Here is a 20,880-nt window from a genome sequence, read left to right as displayed (position 1 = left end):
ACCAGGCGAATGCATCCAGCCTAGGCGCGCCCGCGAGGGGCCCGTCAAACCGTTTTCGGTCCGTGGATGCGGCCCTGTTCCGCCAGTTGGAGACCGACCGCGACACCGGCCTGGAACCGGGTCGCCGCGTTCAGGTCGTTCTGTACCCGCTGGACCCGGCGGCCGACCGTCCGCAGGCTGATGCCGAGGTGCCGGGCGATCGCCTGGTCACCCATCCCCGCGGCCAGCAGCGCGATCAGCGTCCTGTCGTCATCGGCCTCGCCGCCGGCCGTCGTGGTTTCGTCCAGGATCAGCGGCAGCGCGCTGTCCCAGACCCGCTCGAACAGCGCGATCAGAGCGTCCAGCAGGCTGCTCGGCCAGACCAGGAGCAGGCCTTCGGTCTGGACCAGGCCCACCCGCAGCGGGAGAGCGGCCGCTCGGTCGTCGAAGATCGACAGCCGCAACGGCAGCTCGCCGACGACCCGCGCCTCCTCACCCGCGGCCAGTCCCGGCAGCATCGTGTCCAGCTCGTGCTCTCCGACGGCGGCGCGGTCGTAGACGATGCGCTGCCGCACGCCGCGCTGCAGCGACATCACCGCAGGCTCCGCGTCCGCTGGCTCCAGCACCTTGCCGTACGGCGGGGTGTCGAACGCGCGCAATTCGTGCTGCGTCGCCGCGAGCAGGACGCCGAGCCGCTCGTGCGCCTCTTCGCCGGGCACGACCTCGACCGGCGCGCGGCGGAACGGGTCCGGTGTTGCCCTGTGCAACCGATCCAGTTCGCGGACCCGGGCGGCGGCCCGCTCGAGCTCCAGTCGTTGCGCGTCCAAGGTGGTCTGCAGTGCGAGCGCGGGTGGCACGGCCGAGAGCAGACCGTCGTCGTCCCGGATCAGCCGGCCGGCCCGCAACGAGGCCAGCAGGTCGGGGAGGTCCGGATGCCGGCCGGCCAGCTCCTCGGCGGTGCTTGCGGGGTTGGCGAGCAGATCGGCGTACAGCCGCTCTTCCGCGGGGCCGATCCCGAGACTCTCCAGCATCGGCCCAGGCTATGGCCGATTGCGGTCAATGGCCTAGACCGGTCCCGCGAACGTCTTTACAGCGTTGATCGCGCTCGGCGACTCTCGGCAATGCCGACGCATCCGCCCCGCGCGTGCCCGGCACGCCCTGATCGGATGAACTCCTGAGGAGTCCGCCCATGAATCGTGCTCGATCCCTCCCGCTCGCGACCGGCGCAGTCCTGCTGGCCGGTGCCCTCGTGCTGCCTGCCAGCGCCACTCCTGCCCCCGTTGCTGCTGCTGGGACCAGGATCACCGTCGCGCCGACGACGGTGACCCTGCTGACCGGCGACAAGGTGACGCTCACTCCGGACCCGTCCGGGGGCGAGCCGGCGATGTCGGTGGCGGCGGCCACGCGGTCCGACGGGTCGACGCCGATCGTGCGGATCCGGCAGCAGAAGGACCGCTCGCTCGTAGTACCGGATGACGCGATGCCCTATCTGGCGTCCGGCGTACTCGATCCGACGCTGTTCGACGTGAGCTATCTGGCCGCCAACGGGTATGCGGATGCGGCCGACAGCACGTTGCCGCTGATCACGCAGATGGCGAGTTCGTTGCCGATGGCCAAGGTGCGCGGCTCTGCCGACGCGTTGCCCGGAGTCACACCGACGCACGACCTGACCAGTCTGCACGGCACCGCGACCAAGTTGCCGAAGACGCAGGCGTCCGCGTTCTGGGCAGCCATCGGAGCTCGACCGGCCGCGGGCCGGAGGGCGGCGCTCAGTAGATCGGTGGCGAAGGTGTGGCTGGATCGCAAGGTCCAGGCGACGCTGGACCGGAGCGTGCCGATGATCGGCGCGCCGCAGGCCTGGGCCGCCGGGTACACCGGCAAGGGAGTCAAGGTCGCGATCCTCGACACCGGCATCGACGAGACGCACCCGGATCTGCAGGGCAAGGTGAGTGTCTCGAAGAACTTCACCGGCGATCCGAGCGTGGCCGACGGCTTCGGTCACGGCACCCATGTCGCCTCGATCATCACCGGAACGGGTGCTGCCTCGGGCGGGAAGTACAAAGGTGTGGCACCCGATGTCTCGCTGTTGATCGGCAAGGTGCTCGACCACACCGGCTTCGGCGACGAGTCCGATGTGATCGCCGGGATGGAGTGGGCCGCGGCACAAGGTGCACGCGTCGTCAACCTCAGCCTCGGCGGTCCGGCCCCGGTCGACGAGGCGCAGGACCCCGGCGCCCTGGCCGTCGACAAGCTCAGCGCCAGCACGAACACCTTGTTCGTCGTCGCGGCGGGCAACTCCGGTGGCAAGTCCACGATCGGTTCGCCGGGAGTCGCCGAGGCCGCGCTGACGGTAGCCTCGGTCGACAAGGCCGACCATCTGGCGTCCTACTCGAGTCGTGGTCCGTTGCCCTACAACGACCGCGTCGACAAGCCGGACATCGCAGGGCCTGGCTCCGACATCGTGGCTGCCCGAGCCGCCGGCACCACCATGGGTTCGCCGGTCGACGACTACTACACGACGGCCTCCGGTACCTCGATGGCCACGCCCCACGTCGCCGGAGCGGCTGCGATCCTCGCGCAGGAGCACCCGGACTGGACCGGCCCCGAGCTCAAGGCGGCGCTGATGGCGTCGAGCAAGGACGACGGGTACAACGCGTTCGAGCAAGGCGCCGGCCGGGTCGACCTCGTCCGCGCGACCAGCCAGCAGGTCACCAGCACGACCACCAACCTCGACTTCGCCAAGGTGGTCAACAACCAGACCGAGGCCGTCAAGAAGCAGGTCACCTACCGCAACGACTCCGCGAGCGACGTGACGCTGATGATCAGCCACACCCTCCGTGCGATCGGTGTGGACGCCGCGAGCGCCCTGACCATGGCGTCGCAGTTGACGGTCCCAGCGCACGGCTCCGCAACACTCGACGTCACGCTGAACCCCGCCGGCCTGGCAGAAGGCCTGTACTCCGGTGCAGTGGTCGCCACGTCCGGTGACGTGCAACTGCGCACGCCCGTGGGCTTCCGGCGTACTCCGTTCACCTACCCCGTCCAGGTCAACCTCAAGTCCACCGGTGAGCTGGAGACGGGCGCCTGGGTGCAGGCGTTCAACCTCGACCAGCCCGGTACGCCGCTGATCGACGTGTGGATGCCGTCCTCGGGCGACTCCCACACCGCAACGATCACGCTCGAGCTCACTCCCGGTCATTGGAGCATCAACACCGGCGCCAACCGGCTGCTGGCCTCGCGGCGGCGGGAGGCCGTTGCGCTCTACCAGCCTGAGGTCAACGTCAACGGCCCGGTCGTCCTGAACCTCGACGACAAGGACGCTGTGCCGATCCGTTTCAGCACCGAGCGTCCCAGCCGGCAGCAGGCGGGCGGTCTCAAGTACCAGCGGATGACGGCCGACCGGTCGGACTGGGTCACCGAGATCACCAACACGGGCTGGGGCGACGACGTGATGTACGTCAGCCCGACGAAGCCGGTGACCATCGGTTCGCAGTACCTGAAGTTCGAATCGACGCGGGGGAAGACGCCGGTCGAGCTGTCCGTGGACAGCCGCAACGGCCGGGGTACGAGGTTCAACGCGAACTACTGGCACTTCCTCGGCGGCGAGAAGACCTTCAAGGGCACCTATCGGCATCTTCCGGTGGTGGACGTCGGGGAGTCGATCGAGCCTGCGGAGATCGGCAAACTACGCGGCAAGCTCGTGTTGATGACGCGCAGCATCGGCGACGGCACTCGCACGGTCTGCGAACTGACGGAACCGGATCTGCAAGCTGCCCAGGCGGCGGGTGCCGTCGGCGTACTGGAGGAACCCGGGCCGGTGTGTGAAGGAGTCCCCGGGATCAGCGTGATGAAGTACCTGCCGGTGGTCGGTATCGACAACGTCGAAGGTGCCCAGCTCCGCAAGCTGCTCGCGGCCGGGCCGGTCACCGTGAATGTGGTCGGTACGCCGGTATCGCCGTACATCTACCACGTCGCGATGACCGAACAGGGCAGCATCCCCGCCCAGCTCGACTACCGCTTCACCGACCGGCAACTGGCCCGGATCAACACCAGCTACCACGCGGACGAGCCGACCGATCTGGCGAAGCCCGGTGTCGAGCAGGTCGGTTCCAAGTTCGATCGGAGCTGGGAGTTCCAGCTGTTCCTCTACCCGGGCATGCTGCAGTTGCCGGGTGCCCGCGAGGAGCTCTACGGGCCGATCAAGCCGGGGCAGCAATGGGTCCGCGGCGCGGCGGTGAACCAGGATCTGGTCGAGACCGAGGAGCTGCGTACCACCCTGCGCACCGGCTGGATGCCGCCGGAGACTTGGCTGGTCGCACCGAGAGGGATCGGTCCCGCAACGGTGCCGCCCGCGTCGACCAACCTGTCTCACATGGGCTGGTGCTTCGCCTGCAGGTACGACAACACGCTGAACGTGCTGCCGGCGTACACGAGCAGCAGCCCGTTCAGCATGTCTCCGAACGTCGTCACCAACGGCACGATCACGCTGTCGCGGGACGGCACGGTGATCCCGCCGACGCAGTACAAGGGCACGACGGCGTACGAGCTGCCGCCGGAAGCAGCGCAGTACAAGCTGGTCTCGGACTGGGATCTGTCGAAGGCGGCGGACGCTTCCGCGCTCATGTACAAGTACGGCGCGAAGCAGCACACCGAGTGGACCTTCACCTCGGGTCGGGTCACCTCCGCCGACATGGGGAACACCGAGTGCCTGCGCAACTGGAGTGACGGGACGCCCGACGGGCCGTGTGCGCCGCAGCAACTGCTGTATCTGCGCTACAAGGCGGACACGGATGCGAACAACAAGGTGCGACGCGGGTTCAGCACGCTGCGCATCACGCCGTACTACGAGGCGACGGCGCATCCGAAGACTGCAGCGTTCAGGTCCGTGAAGGTGAAGGTCAGCTACGACGACGGTGTGACCTGGGTGGATGCCCGTGGGAGCAAGGTCGCCGGTGCGTACGACGTACTGCTGTTCACGCCGTTGAAGGGAGCGGTGACCCAGGCGGTGACGGTGCACGTCGACGCGACCGATCTGAACGGCAACACCGTCTCGCAGACCATCTACCGCAGCTACGGACTCAGCTGACAGTTGTACAGTCTTCAACGTTCATATCGAACGGAAGGCTGAACGGGTGCCGGAACTGGGTCGGCGGCGGCGGTTGCTGGTGCTCGGCATCTGTTGTCTGAGTCTGTTCATCGTCGGGCTCGACTCGACCATCGTGAACCTGGCGCTGCCGTCGATCCGGTCGGATCTGGGTGCCTCGGTGGCCAAACTGCAGTGGACCATCGACGCCTACACGCTGGTGATCGCCAGTCTGCTGATGGTCTCCGGTTCGACCGCCGACCGGGTGGGTCGGCGGCGGACGTTCCAGGTTGGGCTGGTGCTGTTCGGGCTGGGCTCGCTGTTGTGCGGGTTCGCGCCGAGCGTCGACCTGCTGATCGCGTTCCGGATGCTGCAGGCGATCGGCGGGTCGATGCTCAACCCGGTCGCCATGTCGATCATCACCAATACCTTCACGGCTCCGCGCGAACGTGCTCAGGCGATCGGGGTCTGGGGCGGCGTCGTGGGGCTGAGCATGGCCGTCGGGCCGGTCGTCGGCGGGGTTCTGGTCGACACGGCCGGCTGGCGGTCGATCTTCTGGATCAACGTGCCGGTCGCGCTGGTCGCAGTACTGCTCACCGTGCTGTTCGTACCGGAGTCGAGGGCCGCCGTCGCGCGCCGGATCGATCCGGTCGGCCAGGTGTTGGTGATCCTGCTGCTGGTCGGGCTCACCTACGGCATCATCGAAGGACGGTCCGCGGGCTGGACGTCGCCGCTGATTCTTGGCTGCTTCGTTCTGGTCGTGGCGGCTGCGGTGTCGCTCGTGCTCTACGAGCAGCGCCGGCGCGAACCGTTGCTCGATCCGCGGTTCTTCCGCAGTCTGCCGTTCTCCGGGGCGACGGTGATCGCGGTGTCCGGGTTTGCTGCGCTCTCGGGGTTCTTGTTCCTGAATTCCCTTTATTTACAGGACGTTCGCGGGTTCTCCGCGTTGCATGCCGGGTTGCTGACGTTGCCGATGGCCGCGATGACGGTCGTGTTCGCGCCGCTGTCCGGGCGGATCGTGGGAGCGCGCGGGGCGCGGATCCCGCTGGTGATCGCCGGGTCCATGCTGGCAGTCAGCGGGTTGGTGCTGTCGCGGCTCACGGACAGTACGGCGACCCCGGTGCTGCTCGGCGGGTACCTGATCTTCGGGCTCGGCTTCGGCATGCTGAACGCGCCGATCACCAACACGGCCGTTTCCGGGATGCCGCTGTCCCAGGCCGGCGTCGCGGCCGCGATCGCCTCGACCAGTCGCCAGGTGGGCGCCTCGCTCGGCGTCGCGATCGTCGGCACCGTCCTGACCGCTCGCCTGACCAGTTCCTTCGAGACCAGCTTCGTCCCCGCCGCGCGCCTCTGCTGGTACATCATCACCACCTGCGGCCTGCTCGTCCTGCTGCTCGGTTTCCTCACCACCACCGCCTTCGCCCGAGCGACCGCTGCCAAAGTCGCCGACGAGCTGTCCTGAACCCGGCTTCTTGACAGGCCGAGGTGGCGCGGCTTCGATCTGAGTCGAAAGGCGGTGCATCCGGCGGCTGCAGCGGGCACGATCAGGAACGGATTGCCGACACGCGCAGGACTGGGGACGAGATGCTGCGGATCATCTTCACCGAGCGCGACCTGACCAGGGTTCGCCTCGCCGGTACGCCGGATCCGCTCTGGGAGATCACCAACAGCCTCGACCGCCTGCAGACCCGCCGCGGCCGCTGGGCGTACGCGCACTGGTACCGGTCCACCCAGGAAGCACTGGCCGACCAGGATCTGCAGCGAATGGTCAACGACCTCCTGCTGCCCCTCTTCCCCCGAGCGGCCTACTTCCCCGACTTCCTCACCCCACCCGCTGCCTTGGAAGGCCTCGACGCCGGCATAGATGCGGTCCTCGCCACGCCGTCGGAACGCGTCACCCGCGAACTGAAGACGCTGGCCCTCGTGCACCACGTCCCTTCCTGGGGCAAGCGGCTCGCCGCCGGCGAGATGCGGACCGAACTCGACACAGCCCTGCGGACCTACCACCACAAGGTGATCGAGCCCCACGACGAGAGCATCCAAGCAGCAGTCGCGGCTGACAGGGCGCTGCGATCGCGTGCGCTGATGCGCGGCGGCGTCGACCAGCTGCTCAAGAGCTTCTGGCCGCTGATGCGCTGGCAGTACCCAGTACTCGAGGTGCAGTACCCGTACGACAGGACTCTCCATCTGGCCGGCCGCGGCCTACTGCTCTCCCCGTCGTACTTCTGTTGGCACTACCCGGTCGCACTGGCCGACGACGAGCTACCACCGATGCTGAGCTATCCCCTGCTCAACAAGGCAGACAGCGACGAGACGGAGCCGCCCAAGCCGTCGACAGCCGCACTGCTCGGTACGACGAGGGCCGCGGTCCTCCAGGCGACGAGTGAGGGGCTGACCACCGGCGAGATAGCCCGCCGCGTCGGCATCGGTGCACCGACGGCGAGCCATCACCTGACCGTACTGCGCGACAGCGGGCTCATCACCTCTCGACGCCACCTGGCCACGCTGCTGCACGTCCTGACTCCACTGGGAGCAGCCCTGCTGCGGCAGAACCCGGGGCCGCGCTGAGCTACTGGCTTTCTAGGAGGCCGCTGCGGACGAGAGCCTTGTAGCGACCGCGGAGGATCTTCTGGCGGCGCTCCTCCTCGGGGAAGAGGTCCACGTACTCAAGACCCTTCGCAGCCAGCAGGTCGTCGTCGAGACGGCGTACGGTCCCTGCTGGGAAGCGGTGCGTCATCGCGGCCTGCACTGCCGCGCTGTCGATCCCCCTGAGCAGCTCTGTCAGCTGCTCCTCCGTGGTGACTCCCATCTTGGCCAGGATGCCGAGGATCCAGGCGTAGTGGTTCGTCTTCGCGTGCGGGGCATCCGGGTAGCGCCTGGTCAGGTACGTCGTCAGGGTCGACGTCGTGAGGTCCATCGGCGCCGCGTCGGGCTCGGCGGCGGCCAGTTCGCGGTACAGCTTGTCGATCTCGGCGAACTCGTTGTCCGCCAGCTCCATCAACGCGGCCGCGAGCAGGAACCGCCGGTCGAACTCGGGCTTGCGATCCGGCGGGATGTCCAGCTTGTAGCGGATGTCGTGCTCGAACTCGGCCCACGCGTGCTGGACCGCCGTACGGACCTGGATCTCCATCGTCAGGTTCTTCAGTACGGCGTACTCCGGCAGCTCTCGCCGATGCGCGTTCAACCGGACCAGGTAGTGCTTGCTCGCGTACCCGAACGCGCCCTGCGCCCGGGTGTGCGCGCCCATGTCGGTGTGCTCGACGATCTCGAACTCCGACTCGATCACCTCGCAGACCCGGTCGACAGCCTCGACCAGGAAGGTGATGATCCGGGCCGCGACCAGGTCGGTGATCTGGTTCAGCGGATCGTCGTACTTCGGCCGGGTGGGATCGTCCGGATGCGGCTTCGACGCCTTCGCCAGGAACGACTCGGGATCCTTCGCCCGGGCGGTCGCGGAGAGGTAGTTGATGCCCTCTTCCTCACCGATCAGCTCGTTGATCAGCGCTTCCAGCTTCCGCGCACCACCGACGTACTGCTGATGCGTCCGCTCGTACTGCCCAGCGGCCTGCACGGTCCACTCCCGCACCTCAACCCCGCCCATGCGCAGACCTTAGCGGCTAAGGGTTGATATTGGCGTCTAGGGGAATCTAGGGAAAAGGGTAGATAGAGGTGGTCTTTGACAGAGAAGCGACACGCTCTGGGGGTGGCTAGGTCAATCTAAGGAAAACGCTAGACGCGCTCATAGAGTGGAATGCATGGATCCGATCCGGAATCCCTACGCGCCCGGCGCCGGTCAGCGGCCTCCTGAGCTGGCCGGTCGCGACACCGAAGTACGCCAGTTCGAGGTGGTGCTCGAACGCGTCGCCGCCGGCCGGCCCGAGCGGAGTCTGGTGCTGTCCGGGCTGCGCGGCGTCGGCAAGACAGTGTTGCTGAACACCTTGCGCAGCCAGGCCATCAAGCGCGCCTGGGGCACGGGCAAGATCGAGGCGCGCCCCGACCAGAGCATCCGGCTGCCGATCGCGCAGGCGATGCACACCGCGATGCGCGAACTCGGGCACCGGCACCGCGACGACGAACGGGTCGACCAGTTCAGCGCCGTACTGAAGGCCTTCGCGCTCCGCACCGCCCAGAACGACCGCAAGGGAATCCGCTGGCACCCACCGGTGGACGTCGCCGCCGCCAAGGGCCGAGCCGACTCCGGCGACCTCGAGATGGACCTGATCGAACTCTTCACCGACGCGGCCGACCTCGCCGGTGATCTGAGCGTCGGCGTCGGATTGTTCATCGACGAGATGCAGGACATCGGTGCCGACGACCTGTCCGCGTTGTGCGCCGCCTGCCACGAGATCTCGCAGCAGAGCGCGCCGCTGGTCGTCGTCGGCGCCGGCCTGCCGCACCTGCCCGCAGTACTGTCCGCCTCCAAGTCGTACTCCGAACGCCTCTTCCGCTACGTCCGAGTCGACCGCCTCGCCCGCGAAGCCTGCGACCGCGCGCTAATGGTGCCGGCGGAGAGCGAGGACGTGATGTACGACGAGGAGGCGCTCGACGAGCTGTACGCGCAGACCGACGGCTACCCGTACTTCGTCCAAGCCTTCGCCCACGCCACCTGGGACCACGCTCCGGCGAGCCCCATCACCATCAAGGACGTCGCCGTCGCAGCCCCGGAAGCGTCGCGCGAACTCACCGTCGGCTTCTTCGGCTCCCGTTACGAACGCGCCACCCCGGCCGAACGCGAATACATGCGAGCCATGGCCGAACTAGGCATCGGCGTCGACGACGGCCCCGTCCCCACCGCCGAAGTAGCCACCACTCTCGGCCGCAAACCCCAATCCCTGTCCCCCGCCCGAGACGGCCTGATCAAGAAAGGCCTCGTCTTCTCCGCCGAACGCGGCACAGTAGCCTTCACCGTCCCCCACTTCGGCAAATTCCTCCGCACCCGCACAGCCTGATATCCACGTCCAAGGTTTAGGTAACGGTTTGGGGTCGGTAGGGTCGGGGGGTGGGTATCGCGCGGAGGGGGCAGCGTCTTGGGGGCGGTGTGCGTGGGGCGCGGCACAGTCGGAGGAAGTCCTATCGGGCGCAGTGGTTCTCGGTTACTGCGTTGGCTGTGTTGGGTGTGGTGATGGTGGTGCATCCGGAGACTGGGCGGCAGCAGAATCTGGCCTCGCAGTTTGCAGCGGATGAGCGGCGGGTTGCTGGTGCGCCGGTCGAGGAGCCCAAGGTGGCGCCTGGTCAGGGGCCGACGGCAACGTTTACGACGCCGTTGCGGCCGGCACCTACCTTGCCGAAGGGGGCGAAGCCGAACGTCACTGTGTCGACCGGGCGGCTTGCTGTGGTCGGCGGGTTCAGCAAGGCGAACGGCGTGCGGGAGAAGCTGACCTATCGCGTCGAGATCGAGGAAGGGCTGTCGGTCGACGGGGCGGCGGTCGCGGCGACGATCCACCGGACGCTGACCGATCCGCGCGGCTGGCAGGCGATTCATCCGGTCAGCTTCGAGCGGACCGACAAACCCGATGCGGATCTGCGGATCATCCTCGCCACGCCGACGCTGACCGACAAGCTCTGCCTGCCGCTCGTCACCGGCGGCGAGGTCTCGTGCCGGGTCGAGGATCGCGTGGTGCTGAACGCCAAGCGCTGGATGTACGCCGTACCGGCGTATGCCGGCCAGGTCGACCTCTACCGCAGCTACCTGGTGAACCACGAGGTCGGCCACGCGCTCGGCCACGGCCACTCCACCTGCGCGCAGAAGAACACGCCCGCCCCGGTGATGCTGCAGCAGACCAAGGGACTGGCCGGCTGCCTCCCGAACGCCTGGCCGACCATCAAAGCCACCTGACGCCTCCGCCGTGAGAACCTGAGACCAGCAGGCACCAGCGAGGGTCGAGTCGAGGGAGCAGCGATGTCGTCACCGGAGTTCCCCACCTACGGGCGTGGCGACGACCCCGACGAGCCGGAGCAGAAGCACTACGCCGCCCCCGTCCCATACGGCAGCAACAGCCCGTACTCCGCCCCGCCCGGCCAGCAACCACCGCAGTACCCGGGTCAGCAACCACCGCAGTACCCGGGTCAGCAACCACCGCAGCAGTACCCCGTCGCCCCCGGCTACTCCCAGCCACCCGGCTACCGTCCCGGCAGTCCGTACGGTCCGCCCGCACACCCACAGCCGCACGAGCTACCGACGTACGGGCGCGACCAGCAGCGCTCGGTACGGCGTGATCCTCGCGCTGCCCGGGTCGTTCTGCTCGCTGCCGTGATCGCGGCCGTCTACGGACTCCTGGTCATCTCCATCCAGCGGGTGTCGATCCGGGAGATCGCCCAGCTCCCCGGCTCACCGCTGAACCACCCACTGCGCACGGATGTCATCGACACCATCGGCCAGCTGCTGACCGTCCTGGTCGGCCTGGCCGCACTCGGCATGTGGCTGCGCGACTTCCTGAACCGCCGCAAGACCGTCCGCGAGGCAGGCAACGGGGTAGATAACGGGGCAGGCAACGAGCCGGATCCGATAGAGCTGATCGGCCTCGGCCTGGTCGCTGTCTCGCTCATTCCCCTGCTGGTGTGGTTCGTGATGGTGCTGTCGACCGGGATGGGGGCCGTCGACGACTCACTGGACCGCCTACCCACGGCGTACGGCTGGGGTGGCACTGGGCTGCTGATGCTGGCAGTCGGCTTCGCACTCGGGTACCGCGAGCTGAAGCCGGCAGTGCCGAACCCAGTCGTGCAAGCGGCTCCCGACCGCCCACCCTGGGAATGACGACCCCAGTAGTCCTGGTGCCCGGACTGGGACTCGGGCCTGAGTCCTACGCGCCCACAGTGCAGTACCTGGACACACAGTACGAGGTAGTGACGCTGCCCGGGTACGGCGAACGCGCACCGCGGGGCGTTGATCTGAGCACCTCCGCGCTGGCCGAGCGCCTCGCAGTACGGATCAAAGAGGGCCCCGTCGTCCTAGTAGGTCACTCGGCGAGCTGCCAGATCGTAGTAGCCGCGGCTATAGCTCACCCGGAGCTGGCGAAGGCGCTAGTACTGGTCGGACCGAGTGGGGACCGCAACATGTCCACGTGGCCGGCCCTGGCCGCTCGCTGGATGGCTTCGGCCGTCTGGGACCCGCCGCGCCTGGTGCCGACGCTTGCACGACAGTACTTCCGCACCGGCTTCCCCTCGATGGCACGGGCGATAGCGGCGGCGCGGCACTACGATCTGGCTGCCGCCCTGGCGGATCTGCGGACGCCGACCGTTGTCGTACGGTCCAAGCACGACCGGCTCGCGCCGCCACAGTGGGTCCAAGAGGTGGCCGACAAGTCGTCCGGCGAGGCCTGGACCTTGCCAAGTGGGTCACATATGCCGGTGCTCACCAACGGGCCGGAGCTGGCCGCGTACATCCGCAGGTGTATACAAAGCGACTGACGCGTTATCGTTGACGCGGTAACAAACCTCCGCGGGAGCTCGCACCGTATTGCGGGCTGAGAGGGCGACAAGCAGGGTCGCCGACCGCATGAACCTGACCGGGTAATGCCGGCGTAGGGAGCAGGTCACGATGACCACAACTGCCATGCCCAATGCACACAGTCGTGATGCCCAGAGCACGACCGAGGCGCCGCTCGTCCTCACCACGGATGCCCCGCGCACTCTGGGCTTCCTCGACCAGTTCACGCTCTGGGGCAACTTCGGGATCTCGCTGTTCGGACCGGTGACGGGCGCGCTCGTCGCGGCGTACACAGGCTCGCTGGTCAAGGGTCTGCTCGCCGTTGTGGTCGGCTGCGGGATCGGCGCCCTAGTGCTCGGTGGCGCTGCCGTGTTCGGTTCGCAGACCGGTGCGCCGGCGATGACCTGCCTGCGCGGGCTGTTCGGCCGGCGCGGCTCGATGGCGCCGACGGTGCTCAACATCGCGCAGAACGTCGGCTGGGCGACGATGGAGATCATCGTGATCTCGCAGGCCGCGGTCGCGGTGACCAGCGACCGTTGGCGCTGGGTGTTCGTGCTGCTGGCCGGCGCGATCGCCACGGTGATGGCGGTTCGCCCGCTGGGCAGCGTGAAACTGCTGCGGAAGTTCATGGTCTGGCTGGTGCTGATCGCGTCGATCTACCTGTTCGTCGCGGTGCTCAGCAAGCCGGTGCACTCCCTGCCGCAGGACGAGGTGTTCGGCTTCTGGCCGGCCGTCGACCTCGCAGCCGCGGGCGTCGTCTCGTTCGCGCCGCTCGCCGCGGACTACACGCGTCACTCGCGCACGAACAAGGCGGCCTTCGGAGGTTCCGCGCTCGGCTACGGCCTTGCGGCGATCGTGTACTACGCGTTGGGTGTGCTCGCCGTCGCCACCCTGCAGACCAACAGCACCGACGTGATCACGGCGCTGGTCACCTTGCCGGCCGGCGCGATCGCGTTGTTCGTCCTGCTGGTGGACGAGGTCGACGAGGCGTACGCGAACGTCTACTCCACCACGATGGCCGCCCACAACCTCATCGGGCACATCGACCGACGCTGGATCTCGGTCGCCATCGGCGTACTCGCGACGGGTCTCGCGTTGTTGGTTGACCTGGGCAACTACACGCAGTTCCTCTACCTGATCGGCTCCGTCTTCATCCCCTTGTTCGCGGTCGCTATCGCCGACTTCTTCGTGGTCAGCAAGATGCGCTGGGACGTCTCCGACACCGCCCGGTTCCGTTGGCAGCCGACGGTCGCCTGGGTCTTCGGCTTCGTTGCCTACCAGCTGGTCAACCCCGGCACGGTCGACGGCTGGTCGCCGTTCTGGCTGGACCTGCAGGGCAAGATCTTCAACGGACACGCGGTTCCGGGCTGGCTCGGCGCGACGTACACGTCCATCGTCGTGTCGATGCTGGCCGCCGTCGTCTTCGGCCGGATCGGGCGCAAGGAAGCGGTCGGGTCTCGATCTGGCACCTGATACTGACAGTGACCCAGCAGTGCCGGGATACTTGCGCAATGCTGAACTCTGCACTGCGCAGCCGGGCCGAGTACGAAGAACTCGGTGTCGAGGGGCTAGCCAGTCGCACCACGCCCGAACGTGACGCCGCCGTCGTCAAGGCCGTCGAGGAACTCCTCGTGGGTCGCGAGTCGGTACTGGATCTCTGCTGCGGTTACGGCCGCATCAGCCTGCCGCTGCGTCGCGCCGGCAAGGTGGTCCGCGCCCTCGACATCGCCCCGAACCTGATCGAGGCCGGCCGGGCGAAAGCCGCCGAGGAGGAACTCTCGATCGACTGGGCGATCGGCTCGATGACCGACCTGCCGTACAAGTCGGACTCCTTCGACGCGGTGATCTGCCTGTGGACCGCCTTCCACGAGTTGTTCGCCGAGGACGAGCAGATGTCCACGATCTGGGAGATCTGCCGCGTACTCCGCCCCGGCGGCCTCGCTGTCATCGAGGGTCCGATCTGGGGACCCGCCACCGCGTCCGAGATCGCCAACGGCATCCGCCAGGGCCCTGAACACCGGATCGTCACGACCGAACACTTCGGCACCAGCAGCGTCCACTTCATCCACGATGAAGCCAGCTACGGCCGTCTCTGTGCCGCCGCCGGTGTCGAGGACTTCAAGGTCTACAAACGCGACTGGGGCGGCCGCCGCCGGCTGATCCTGGAAATCCACCAACCGGCCAACAACTGATGAAGTGAGCAAGAAGAGGCAGGTCCCCACTCCACACTAGGGGCCTGCCTCTTCTTGTCGGACGAGTGTAAATGTCGCTCCGGCGCCGATCGAAAACTCAGCTTTTCGATTCAAGGTTCAGCAGAAAACGCTTCGCTTCCAGGCCGCCCGCGTATCCGGTGAGGTTTCCGTTCGCGCCGATCACCCGATGGCAGGGCAGGACGACACACAACGGGTTCGCGCCGAGCGCCGTACCGACTGCCCGAGCCGCCTTCGGTTTGTGGATCTCGCCCGCGAGCTGTCCGTACGTCGTGGTGTGGCCGTAGCTGGTGTGCAGCGGCAGGTCGCTCAGGACGAGTCGCTGGAACGGGCTGGCCAGCGTCAGGTCCACTTGCAGGTCGAAGGAGTGCCGCCGCCCGTCGAGATATTCGTCCAGCTGGCGGCGTACGTCGTCCAGGGCACCCGGCTGACGTAGTACGCGGGGGGAGATCGCCCGGGCCAGCCGGGTCGTCAAGGTCTCCTCGTCACCGAACGAGCTGGCGACGACGCGGCCGCCGGCAACGGCCAGGAGCAGCGTGCCGATCGGGGTGTCGTGCAAGGCGTAGGCGACGTCGGCGGTGGGCAGGACGGGCGGCCTGGCGTTGGCAGGGACGGCGAGGCGGCTCAGCCGGCTCTCGAGATCAGACATGGTGTACTCCGAGTTTGTCGCGCAAGGTGGTGAGCGCATCGCTGACGAGTCGGCGGGATGCGGCAGGCGTGGTGTCCAGAGCGGCGGCCACGCCGTGGTGGTCCAGGTCGCCGACGTACTTCAGCGTGACGGCGAGCCGTTGTCGTTCAGGTAGTTCGTTCACGGCTCGCCAGAGGTCGGGGTCGGGCCAGTCGTCGGCGTCCGGTCCGGTTACGGCGATCGGCGGCGCGTCGTCGAGTGGCGTCTGCGGTTTGCGGGCGCGATGGAGGTCGGTGGCGCAGCGGGCCGTGATGGTCAGCAGCCAGCTGCGCAGATTCCGCGCCGACTTCAGTGCCGGGTACGCCGCAAACGCTTTCTCCCAAGCGCGCTGCGCGACGTCGTCGCCGTCGACCGCGCCGGCCAGCGCCCGGGCAAGCCGGATCACGTCCCGCCAGTGCTCGTCGATCAGCGCCTGGAAGGGTGGCAGCTGCACCTGCTCCGAAACCATCACGCCAGTAGAACGCACCACCCCCCAATCCTGTGAGCCACCCGGCCGTCACGGTGTCCCACGAAGCGGGCAAATTTGGGCAGGTGTTTCGGATGGCGAGATTGTCTAGTTATTCAGTCGACTTTGATGAGACAGTTACTGACATGACGACGACTTCGGCCCGGGTTCACGGCGGCGCTCCGCTGCCGGTGCTGGTCAGTTGTCTGCTCACCCGCCGCCGCGTCATCGACCAGATGCGCACCTCCAGCGCCACCTGTCGCTGACACCTGCTGGACCGGGCCGCCTCCGAGCCACCCGCTCCAGCCCGTACGCCGTACAGCGGCCCGTTCCGGCCGGCTGACATCCCTTCGCCCGGTCGCGGTGCCCCCTGCCTGTCCGCTGCCGGTCGTCCCTGCCCCGTCCGAGGGAGAGACATGTCCGTTCACGCGCTCGATCCTGCCCAGAACACCCGGCTTTCCGTGGTGCCCGACCGCCTCGACGAGAAGACCGTCGACGCAAACGTCTTCCGTTCTGTCTTCCGCCGGCATGCCGCCGGCGTCGTGGTGATCACCGCCGACTCGGGCCACGGCCCGGTCGGTTTCACGGCGACTTCGCTGGTGTCGGTCAGCCTGTTGCCGCCGCTGGTGTCCTTCTCGATCGCCACCACGGCGTCCAGTTGGCCGACGGTCAGCAAGGCGACCAGCCTGGTGATCCACTTCCTCGACGCCGAGCAGCACGACATCGCCGGCCGGTTCGCGACCAGCGGCATCGACCGGTTCGCCGAACCGACCCGCTGGTCGCGGCTGCGGACCGGTGAGCCCGTCCTGGACGACGCTCCGAGCTACCTGCGCGCCCTCGTCGAGCATCGGTTCGCGGTCGGCGACCATCACATCGTCGTGGCCCGTCTCGCCACCCACGCCGAGCGCCGCGAACACGACCCGCTGCTCTACCACGACGGCCGCTACGCCACGACCAACCGCTCAGCCTGACTTCGCGCCGACCACAGCACGTCGGTCGGCCGACCTCACCTCGACCTTTCTGTCAGCGCCTTATCTGAGAGGGACTCCGTCATGTCCACCACCCGAAACACCCGCAGAAGACTGCGCGCCGGCGCGATCGCGGCGATCGCCGCAGCCGCCGCATTGGTGCTCGCCGGCTGCGGTGGCGACGCCAAGGCCGGCACCGGCCCGAAGCTCGCCCTCGACGCCGCCCTGCCGACCACCGTCCCCGCGGGCACCAAGATCGTCGTCGGCGATCCGACCACCCAGAAGGCACTCGAGCTGTCCGGCCAACTGGACAAGGTCTCGTCGTTCGTCCAGTTCGCCAACATCAGCGGCGGTCCGCAGACGATCGAGGCCTTCCGGGCACACGCGCTGGACGTCGGCTCGGTCGCCGAGATCCCGTCCATCCACGCCACCTGGACCGGGCTGCACGTGAAGATCGTCGCCTCCAAGTTCCGGCAGGACCCGATCAAGCACCCGATCTACGAACTGGGTGTCGCGCCCGGCGTGAACGTGAAGACGCTGACCGATCTCCGCGGCAAGAAGATCGCCTTCAGTCCCGGCCAGGCGCAGGGCGCCTTGGTGCTCAAGGTGCTGAAGAAGGCCGGCCTGACCAAGGACGACGTCAAGCTCGTTGAGTTGCCCAGCACCGGCGACGTGTACACGAATGCGCTGGCGGCCAAGCAGGTCGAGGTCGCCCCCATCGGCGGCGTACAGATCAAGCGGTACCTGACGAAGTACGGCAAGGACGGCGGGACCACGATCCAGCACGGCCTGCGGGACGACGCTGGTCACCTGTATGTGCAGACCGAGTCGCTGGAGGACGCGGGCAAGGCGGCAGCAATCCGGGCATATGTCGCCGCCTGGGGTGTGGCGCAGGACTGGATCGACAAGCACCCGAAGGAGTGGATCGCCGGGTACTACGTGAAGGACCAGGGCCTCACCGCCGCCGACGGACAGTGGCTCGTCGACAACGCCGGACGTCCCGACATCAGCGCCAACTGGAGCGACGCGATCGCCCGGCACCAGGAGACGATCGACCTGCTGGCAGCCGAGCTCGGCAAACCGGTGATCAAGGCCGCCGACCTGTACGACCTGCGCTTCCAATCGGTGGCAGCCGATGCCATCAAGGCCACCGGAGCCGGCCGATGAGCGGCCAGCTGGCGACGCTCACCGGCGTACGGGCCGAAGAGCGCGCGACCGTTGCCACCCGGCCTGTACGACGGCGGCGCCGGCTCGGCCCGGGGAAGCCGATCAGATTCGGCGCGGCCATCGGACCCGTTCTGCTGCTGGCGATCTGGAGTATCGGATCGGCCGTCGGCTGGCTCGATCCGCGGGTGCTGTCGGCGCCGTGGACGGTCGTCACCACAACCGGCGACCTGCTCGCTGACGGCCGGCTGCAGTCCAACCTGCTGACGTCGACCCAGCGCGCAGCAGCCGGTCTGGGCCTTGGCATCGCGCTGGGCGTCGTCCTCGCGTTGCTGTCCGGCCTAAGCCGGGTCGGTGAAGCGATCCTCGACGGGCCGATCCAGATCAAGCGGGCGATCCCGTCCCTCGCGCTGCTGCCGCTGCTGATCCTCTGGCTCGGCATCGGCGAATCGATGAAGATCACCACGATCACGCTCGGCGTCTTCGTGCCGATCTACCTGCACACCCACAACGGCCTGCGCACGATCGACAGCCGGTACGTCGAATTGGCGCAAACCGTCGGCCTTTCGCGCTGGGAGTTCGTGCGGAAGGTGGTGTTGCCGGGTGCCTTGCCGGGATTTCTGCTCGGACTCCGGTTCGCGGTGACCGCTGCCTGGCTGTCGCTGGTAGTGGTCGAGCAGATCAACTCCACCAGCGGAATCGGCTACATGATGGAGCTGGCCCGCACCTACGGACAGACCGACATCATCATCGTCGGGCTGGTGCTCTACGGGGTGCTCGGGCTGCTCTCCGACGGTGCTGTCCGGTTGATTCAGAGGAAGGCGCTGACATGGCGACGCACACTGGCGGACTGACGACGACCCTGACCCGCGACGCGACGGTCGCGGTCGAAGTGACCAACCTGGTACGCCGGTACGCCGACCGGGTGGTGCTCGACGAGCTCGACCTCTCCATCAAACCCGGTGAATTCGTTGCCCTGTTGGGAAAGAGCGGCTCCGGCAAGAGCACGTTGCTCAGGGCACTGGCCGGGCTGGACCACGGTGTGGCGGGCAGCGGCGACCTCGTCGTACCGGAGAACGTTTCTGTGGTTTTCCAGGATTCGCGATTGTTGCCGTGGGCCCGTGTTCTCGACAATGTGGTGCTGGGGTTGTCCGGCGCTGAGGAGCGCGGGCGCAAGAGCCTTGCCGAGGTGGGGCTCGAAGGGCGTGAGAACGCGTGGCCGAGTGAGCTTTCCGGCGGTGAGCAGCAGCGCGTCGCGTTGGCGCGGTCGCTGGTTCGTGAACCGGAGCTGCTGCTGGCGGACGAGCCGTTCGGTGCGCTGGATGCCCTTACCAGGTTGAAGATGCACGCGCTCCTGCGCAAGCTCTGCGCCGCGCACCAACCCGCCGTACTGCTCGTCACCCACGATGTCGACGAGTCGATTGTGCTTGCCGATCGGGTGATCGTGCTCGACGAGGGTCGCATCGTCGCGACCGAGACGATCGAGTTGTCGACGCCTCGCTCGCCGGCGGATCCCGGATTCGCCGCTGTCCGTTCCCGCCTCCTCGATGCCCTGGGAGTATCGCTATGACCCGGCAGTTGCACCTGAACGCGTTCTTGATGAGTACCGGTCACCACGAGGCATCGTGGCGGCTGCCGGAGAGCAACCCGCTCGCGAACACCGACGTCACGCACTACCAGAACCTCGCCCGCATCGCGGAGCGCGGGAAGTTCGACTCGATCTTCTTCGCCGACTCGCCGGTGCTGTTCGGGAACGTCGGTCGGCGTCCGGCCGGTTCGCTGGAACCGACGGTGTTGCTGACGGCAATCGCCGCGGTGACCTCGAAGCTCGGGGTGATCGCGACGGCCTCCACGACGTACAACGATCCGTTCAACCTGGCCAGGCGATTCGCCAGCGTGGACCACGTGAGTGGGGGCCGGGCCGGCTGGAACGTGGTCACCACGGCCGGACCGGAGGCGGCGAAGAACTTCAACCTGGCCGACCAGCCCGCGCACGCCGAACGGTACGACCGGGCCGCCGAGTTCCTCGAGGTCGCCTACAAACTGTGGGACTCCTGGGAGGACGATGCGACCCTGGCCGACAAGGAGTCCGGGGTCTGGGGCGACAACGACAAGGTGCACCCGATCGACCATGTCGGCCGGCATTTCCAGGTCCGCGGTCCGCTGAACCTGCCGCGCTCCCCGCAGGGCCACCCGCTGATCGTCCAGGCCGGCTCATCCGAGGACGGCAAGGGCCTGGCGGCGCGGTACGCCGAAGCTGTGTTCACCGCACAGCAAACGCTTGCGGATGCGCAGGAGTTCTACGCCGACCTGAAGGCCCGTACCGCGGCCGTCGGGCGGGATCCCGAGGGGATCAAGATCCTGCCGGGCATCGTCCCCGTGATCGGCGGCACGGTCGAGGAGGCGCTGCGGCTCGAACGCGAGCTGGACGAGCTGATCCGCCCGGAGTACGCCCGCGACCAGTTGGCGAAGACGCTCAAGCTGAAGCCCGAGGACCTGCCGCTGGACCAGCAGTTGCCGGCCGACCTGCCCGACGAGGACGAGATCGAAGGGGCGAAGAGTCGCTACACCTTGATCGTCACGCTGGCCCGCCGGGAGAAGCTGACCGTCCGCGAGCTGATCGGCCGGCTCGGCGGTGGTCGCGGCCACCGCACCTTCAGCGGTACGCCGGAACAGGTGGCCGACGCGATCCAGGAGTGGTTCGACGCCGGTGCCGCCGACGGGTTCAACATCATGCCAGCTGTCCTGCCGTCCGGTCTGGAAGCCTTCACCGATCACGTCGTACCGATCCTCCAGCACCGGGGACTCTTCCGCATCGAGTACACCGGCACGACCCTCCGCGACCACTACAACCTGCCGCGCCCGCCCGGCCGGACCAAGTTGTTGCAGGAGGCAACAGCCTGACCAGCCGGCCCGC

The 20,880-nt window shown here is 67.7% G+C and carries 18 protein-coding genes and 1 riboswitch; of the genes, 14 read left to right on the top strand and 4 right to left on the bottom strand.

The genetic code is table 11. From position 1 onward, the window contains the following. Positions 1–44: 44 nt before the first annotated feature. Positions 45–1,010, bottom strand: a complete 966-nt coding sequence (locus DIZ26_RS16270; RefSeq protein WP_112242044.1) for a helix-turn-helix domain-containing protein — start codon at positions 1,008–1,010, stop codon at positions 45–47. Positions 1,011–1,168: 158 nt separating this feature from the next. Here DIZ26_RS16270 and DIZ26_RS16265 point away from each other — a divergent pair, with 158 nt between their 5' ends. From DIZ26_RS16265 to DIZ26_RS16255, 3 genes are all read left to right on the top strand, one after another. Beyond that, a complete protein-coding gene (locus tag DIZ26_RS16265; protein WP_112242042.1) occupies positions 1,169–5,065 on the top strand; it encodes a S8 family peptidase in 3,897 nt (1,298 codons plus the stop codon). 46 nt (positions 5,066–5,111) lie between these two features. After that, complete coding sequence (locus DIZ26_RS16260) at positions 5,112–6,524, top strand: MFS transporter (RefSeq protein WP_112242040.1); 1,413 nt, start codon at positions 5,112–5,114, stop codon at positions 6,522–6,524. A 122-nt stretch (positions 6,525–6,646) separates the two neighbouring features. Further along, complete coding sequence (locus DIZ26_RS16255; protein ID WP_112242038.1) at positions 6,647–7,630, top strand: ArsR/SmtB family transcription factor; 984 nt, start codon at positions 6,647–6,649, stop codon at positions 7,628–7,630. Position 7,631: 1 nt separating this feature from the next. Here DIZ26_RS16255 and DIZ26_RS16250 read toward each other — a convergent pair whose 3' ends face one another. After that, a complete protein-coding gene (locus tag DIZ26_RS16250) occupies positions 7,632–8,663 on the bottom strand; it encodes a GTP pyrophosphokinase (RefSeq protein ID WP_112242036.1) in 1,032 nt (343 codons plus the stop codon). Between the two features lie 154 nt (positions 8,664–8,817). Here DIZ26_RS16250 and DIZ26_RS16245 point away from each other — a divergent pair, with 154 nt between their 5' ends. The 6 genes from DIZ26_RS16245 (at position 8,818) to DIZ26_RS16220 (ending at position 14,680) form a co-directional block, all read left to right on the top strand. Continuing rightward, positions 8,818–10,011 carry an ATP-binding protein gene (locus tag DIZ26_RS16245; protein WP_112242034.1) on the top strand — a complete coding sequence of 398 codons (1,194 nt, stop codon included), beginning with the start codon at positions 8,818–8,820 and terminating at the stop codon, positions 10,009–10,011. A 158-nt stretch (positions 10,012–10,169) separates the two neighbouring features. Next, complete coding sequence (locus DIZ26_RS16240; RefSeq protein ID WP_232828386.1) at positions 10,170–10,898, top strand: DUF3152 domain-containing protein; 729 nt, start codon at positions 10,170–10,172, stop codon at positions 10,896–10,898. A 63-nt stretch (positions 10,899–10,961) separates the two neighbouring features. Then, positions 10,962–11,816, top strand: a complete 855-nt coding sequence (locus DIZ26_RS16235) for a hypothetical protein (protein ID WP_112242032.1) — start codon at positions 10,962–10,964, stop codon at positions 11,814–11,816. Beyond that, positions 11,813–12,469: an alpha/beta fold hydrolase gene (locus DIZ26_RS16230; protein WP_112242030.1), complete on the top strand. Its 657-nt coding sequence runs from the start codon at positions 11,813–11,815 to the stop codon at positions 12,467–12,469. The genes DIZ26_RS16235 and DIZ26_RS16230 overlap by 4 nt, the downstream gene beginning before the upstream one ends. A 21-nt stretch (positions 12,470–12,490) precedes the next feature. Next, positions 12,491–12,606: riboswitch (TPP riboswitch) on the top strand. After that, a complete protein-coding gene (locus DIZ26_RS16225; RefSeq protein WP_112242028.1) occupies positions 12,600–13,961 on the top strand; it encodes a purine-cytosine permease family protein in 1,362 nt (453 codons plus the stop codon). (Overlaps the previous riboswitch by 7 nt.) 38 nt (positions 13,962–13,999) lie before the next feature. Continuing rightward, a complete protein-coding gene (locus DIZ26_RS16220; protein ID WP_112242026.1) occupies positions 14,000–14,680 on the top strand; it encodes a class I SAM-dependent methyltransferase in 681 nt (226 codons plus the stop codon). A 97-nt stretch (positions 14,681–14,777) separates the two neighbouring features. Here DIZ26_RS16220 and DIZ26_RS16215 read toward each other — a convergent pair whose 3' ends face one another. Both DIZ26_RS16215 and DIZ26_RS16210 read right to left on the bottom strand, forming a co-directional pair. Continuing rightward, positions 14,778–15,347, bottom strand: coding sequence for a methylated-DNA--[protein]-cysteine S-methyltransferase (locus DIZ26_RS16215; protein ID WP_112242024.1), 570 nt, complete (start codon positions 15,345–15,347; stop codon positions 14,778–14,780). Then, entirely contained in the window at positions 15,340–15,855 is a 516-nt protein-coding gene (locus DIZ26_RS16210; protein ID WP_232828377.1) for an RNA polymerase sigma factor, read from the bottom strand. Before DIZ26_RS16210 ends, DIZ26_RS16215 begins: the two co-directional genes overlap by 8 nt. Before the next feature lie 392 nt (positions 15,856–16,247). Here DIZ26_RS16210 and DIZ26_RS16205 point away from each other — a divergent pair, with 392 nt between their 5' ends. The 5 genes from DIZ26_RS16205 to DIZ26_RS16185 all read left to right on the top strand — a co-directional run bounded on the left by DIZ26_RS16205 (position 16,248) and on the right by DIZ26_RS16185 (position 20,867). Further along, positions 16,248–16,802, top strand: coding sequence for a flavin reductase family protein (locus DIZ26_RS16205; protein ID WP_112242020.1), 555 nt, complete (start codon positions 16,248–16,250; stop codon positions 16,800–16,802). Positions 16,803–16,883: 81 nt separating this feature from the next. Next, positions 16,884–17,966, top strand: a complete 1,083-nt coding sequence (locus DIZ26_RS16200; RefSeq protein ID WP_112242018.1) for an ABC transporter substrate-binding protein — start codon at positions 16,884–16,886, stop codon at positions 17,964–17,966. After that, complete coding sequence (locus tag DIZ26_RS16195; protein WP_112242016.1) at positions 17,963–18,817, top strand: ABC transporter permease; 855 nt, start codon at positions 17,963–17,965, stop codon at positions 18,815–18,817. Before DIZ26_RS16200 ends, DIZ26_RS16195 begins: the two co-directional genes overlap by 4 nt. Next, on the top strand, positions 18,793–19,533 hold the full coding sequence (locus DIZ26_RS16190; RefSeq protein ID WP_112242014.1) for an ABC transporter ATP-binding protein: 741 nt from the start codon (positions 18,793–18,795) through the stop codon (positions 19,531–19,533). Before DIZ26_RS16195 ends, DIZ26_RS16190 begins: the two co-directional genes overlap by 25 nt. Beyond that, positions 19,530–20,867: an LLM class flavin-dependent oxidoreductase gene (locus tag DIZ26_RS16185; protein WP_112242012.1), complete on the top strand. Its 1,338-nt coding sequence runs from the start codon at positions 19,530–19,532 to the stop codon at positions 20,865–20,867. Before DIZ26_RS16190 ends, DIZ26_RS16185 begins: the two co-directional genes overlap by 4 nt. Positions 20,868–20,880 lie beyond the last annotated feature (13 nt).

This window comes from Kribbella monticola (assembly GCF_003261635.1).
GTDB classification, from domain to species: Bacteria; Actinomycetota; Actinomycetes; order Propionibacteriales; family Kribbellaceae; genus Kribbella; species Kribbella monticola.
Note: the sequence above shows the minus strand (reverse complement) of the source record. Positions and strands in the feature narration are given on the sequence as shown.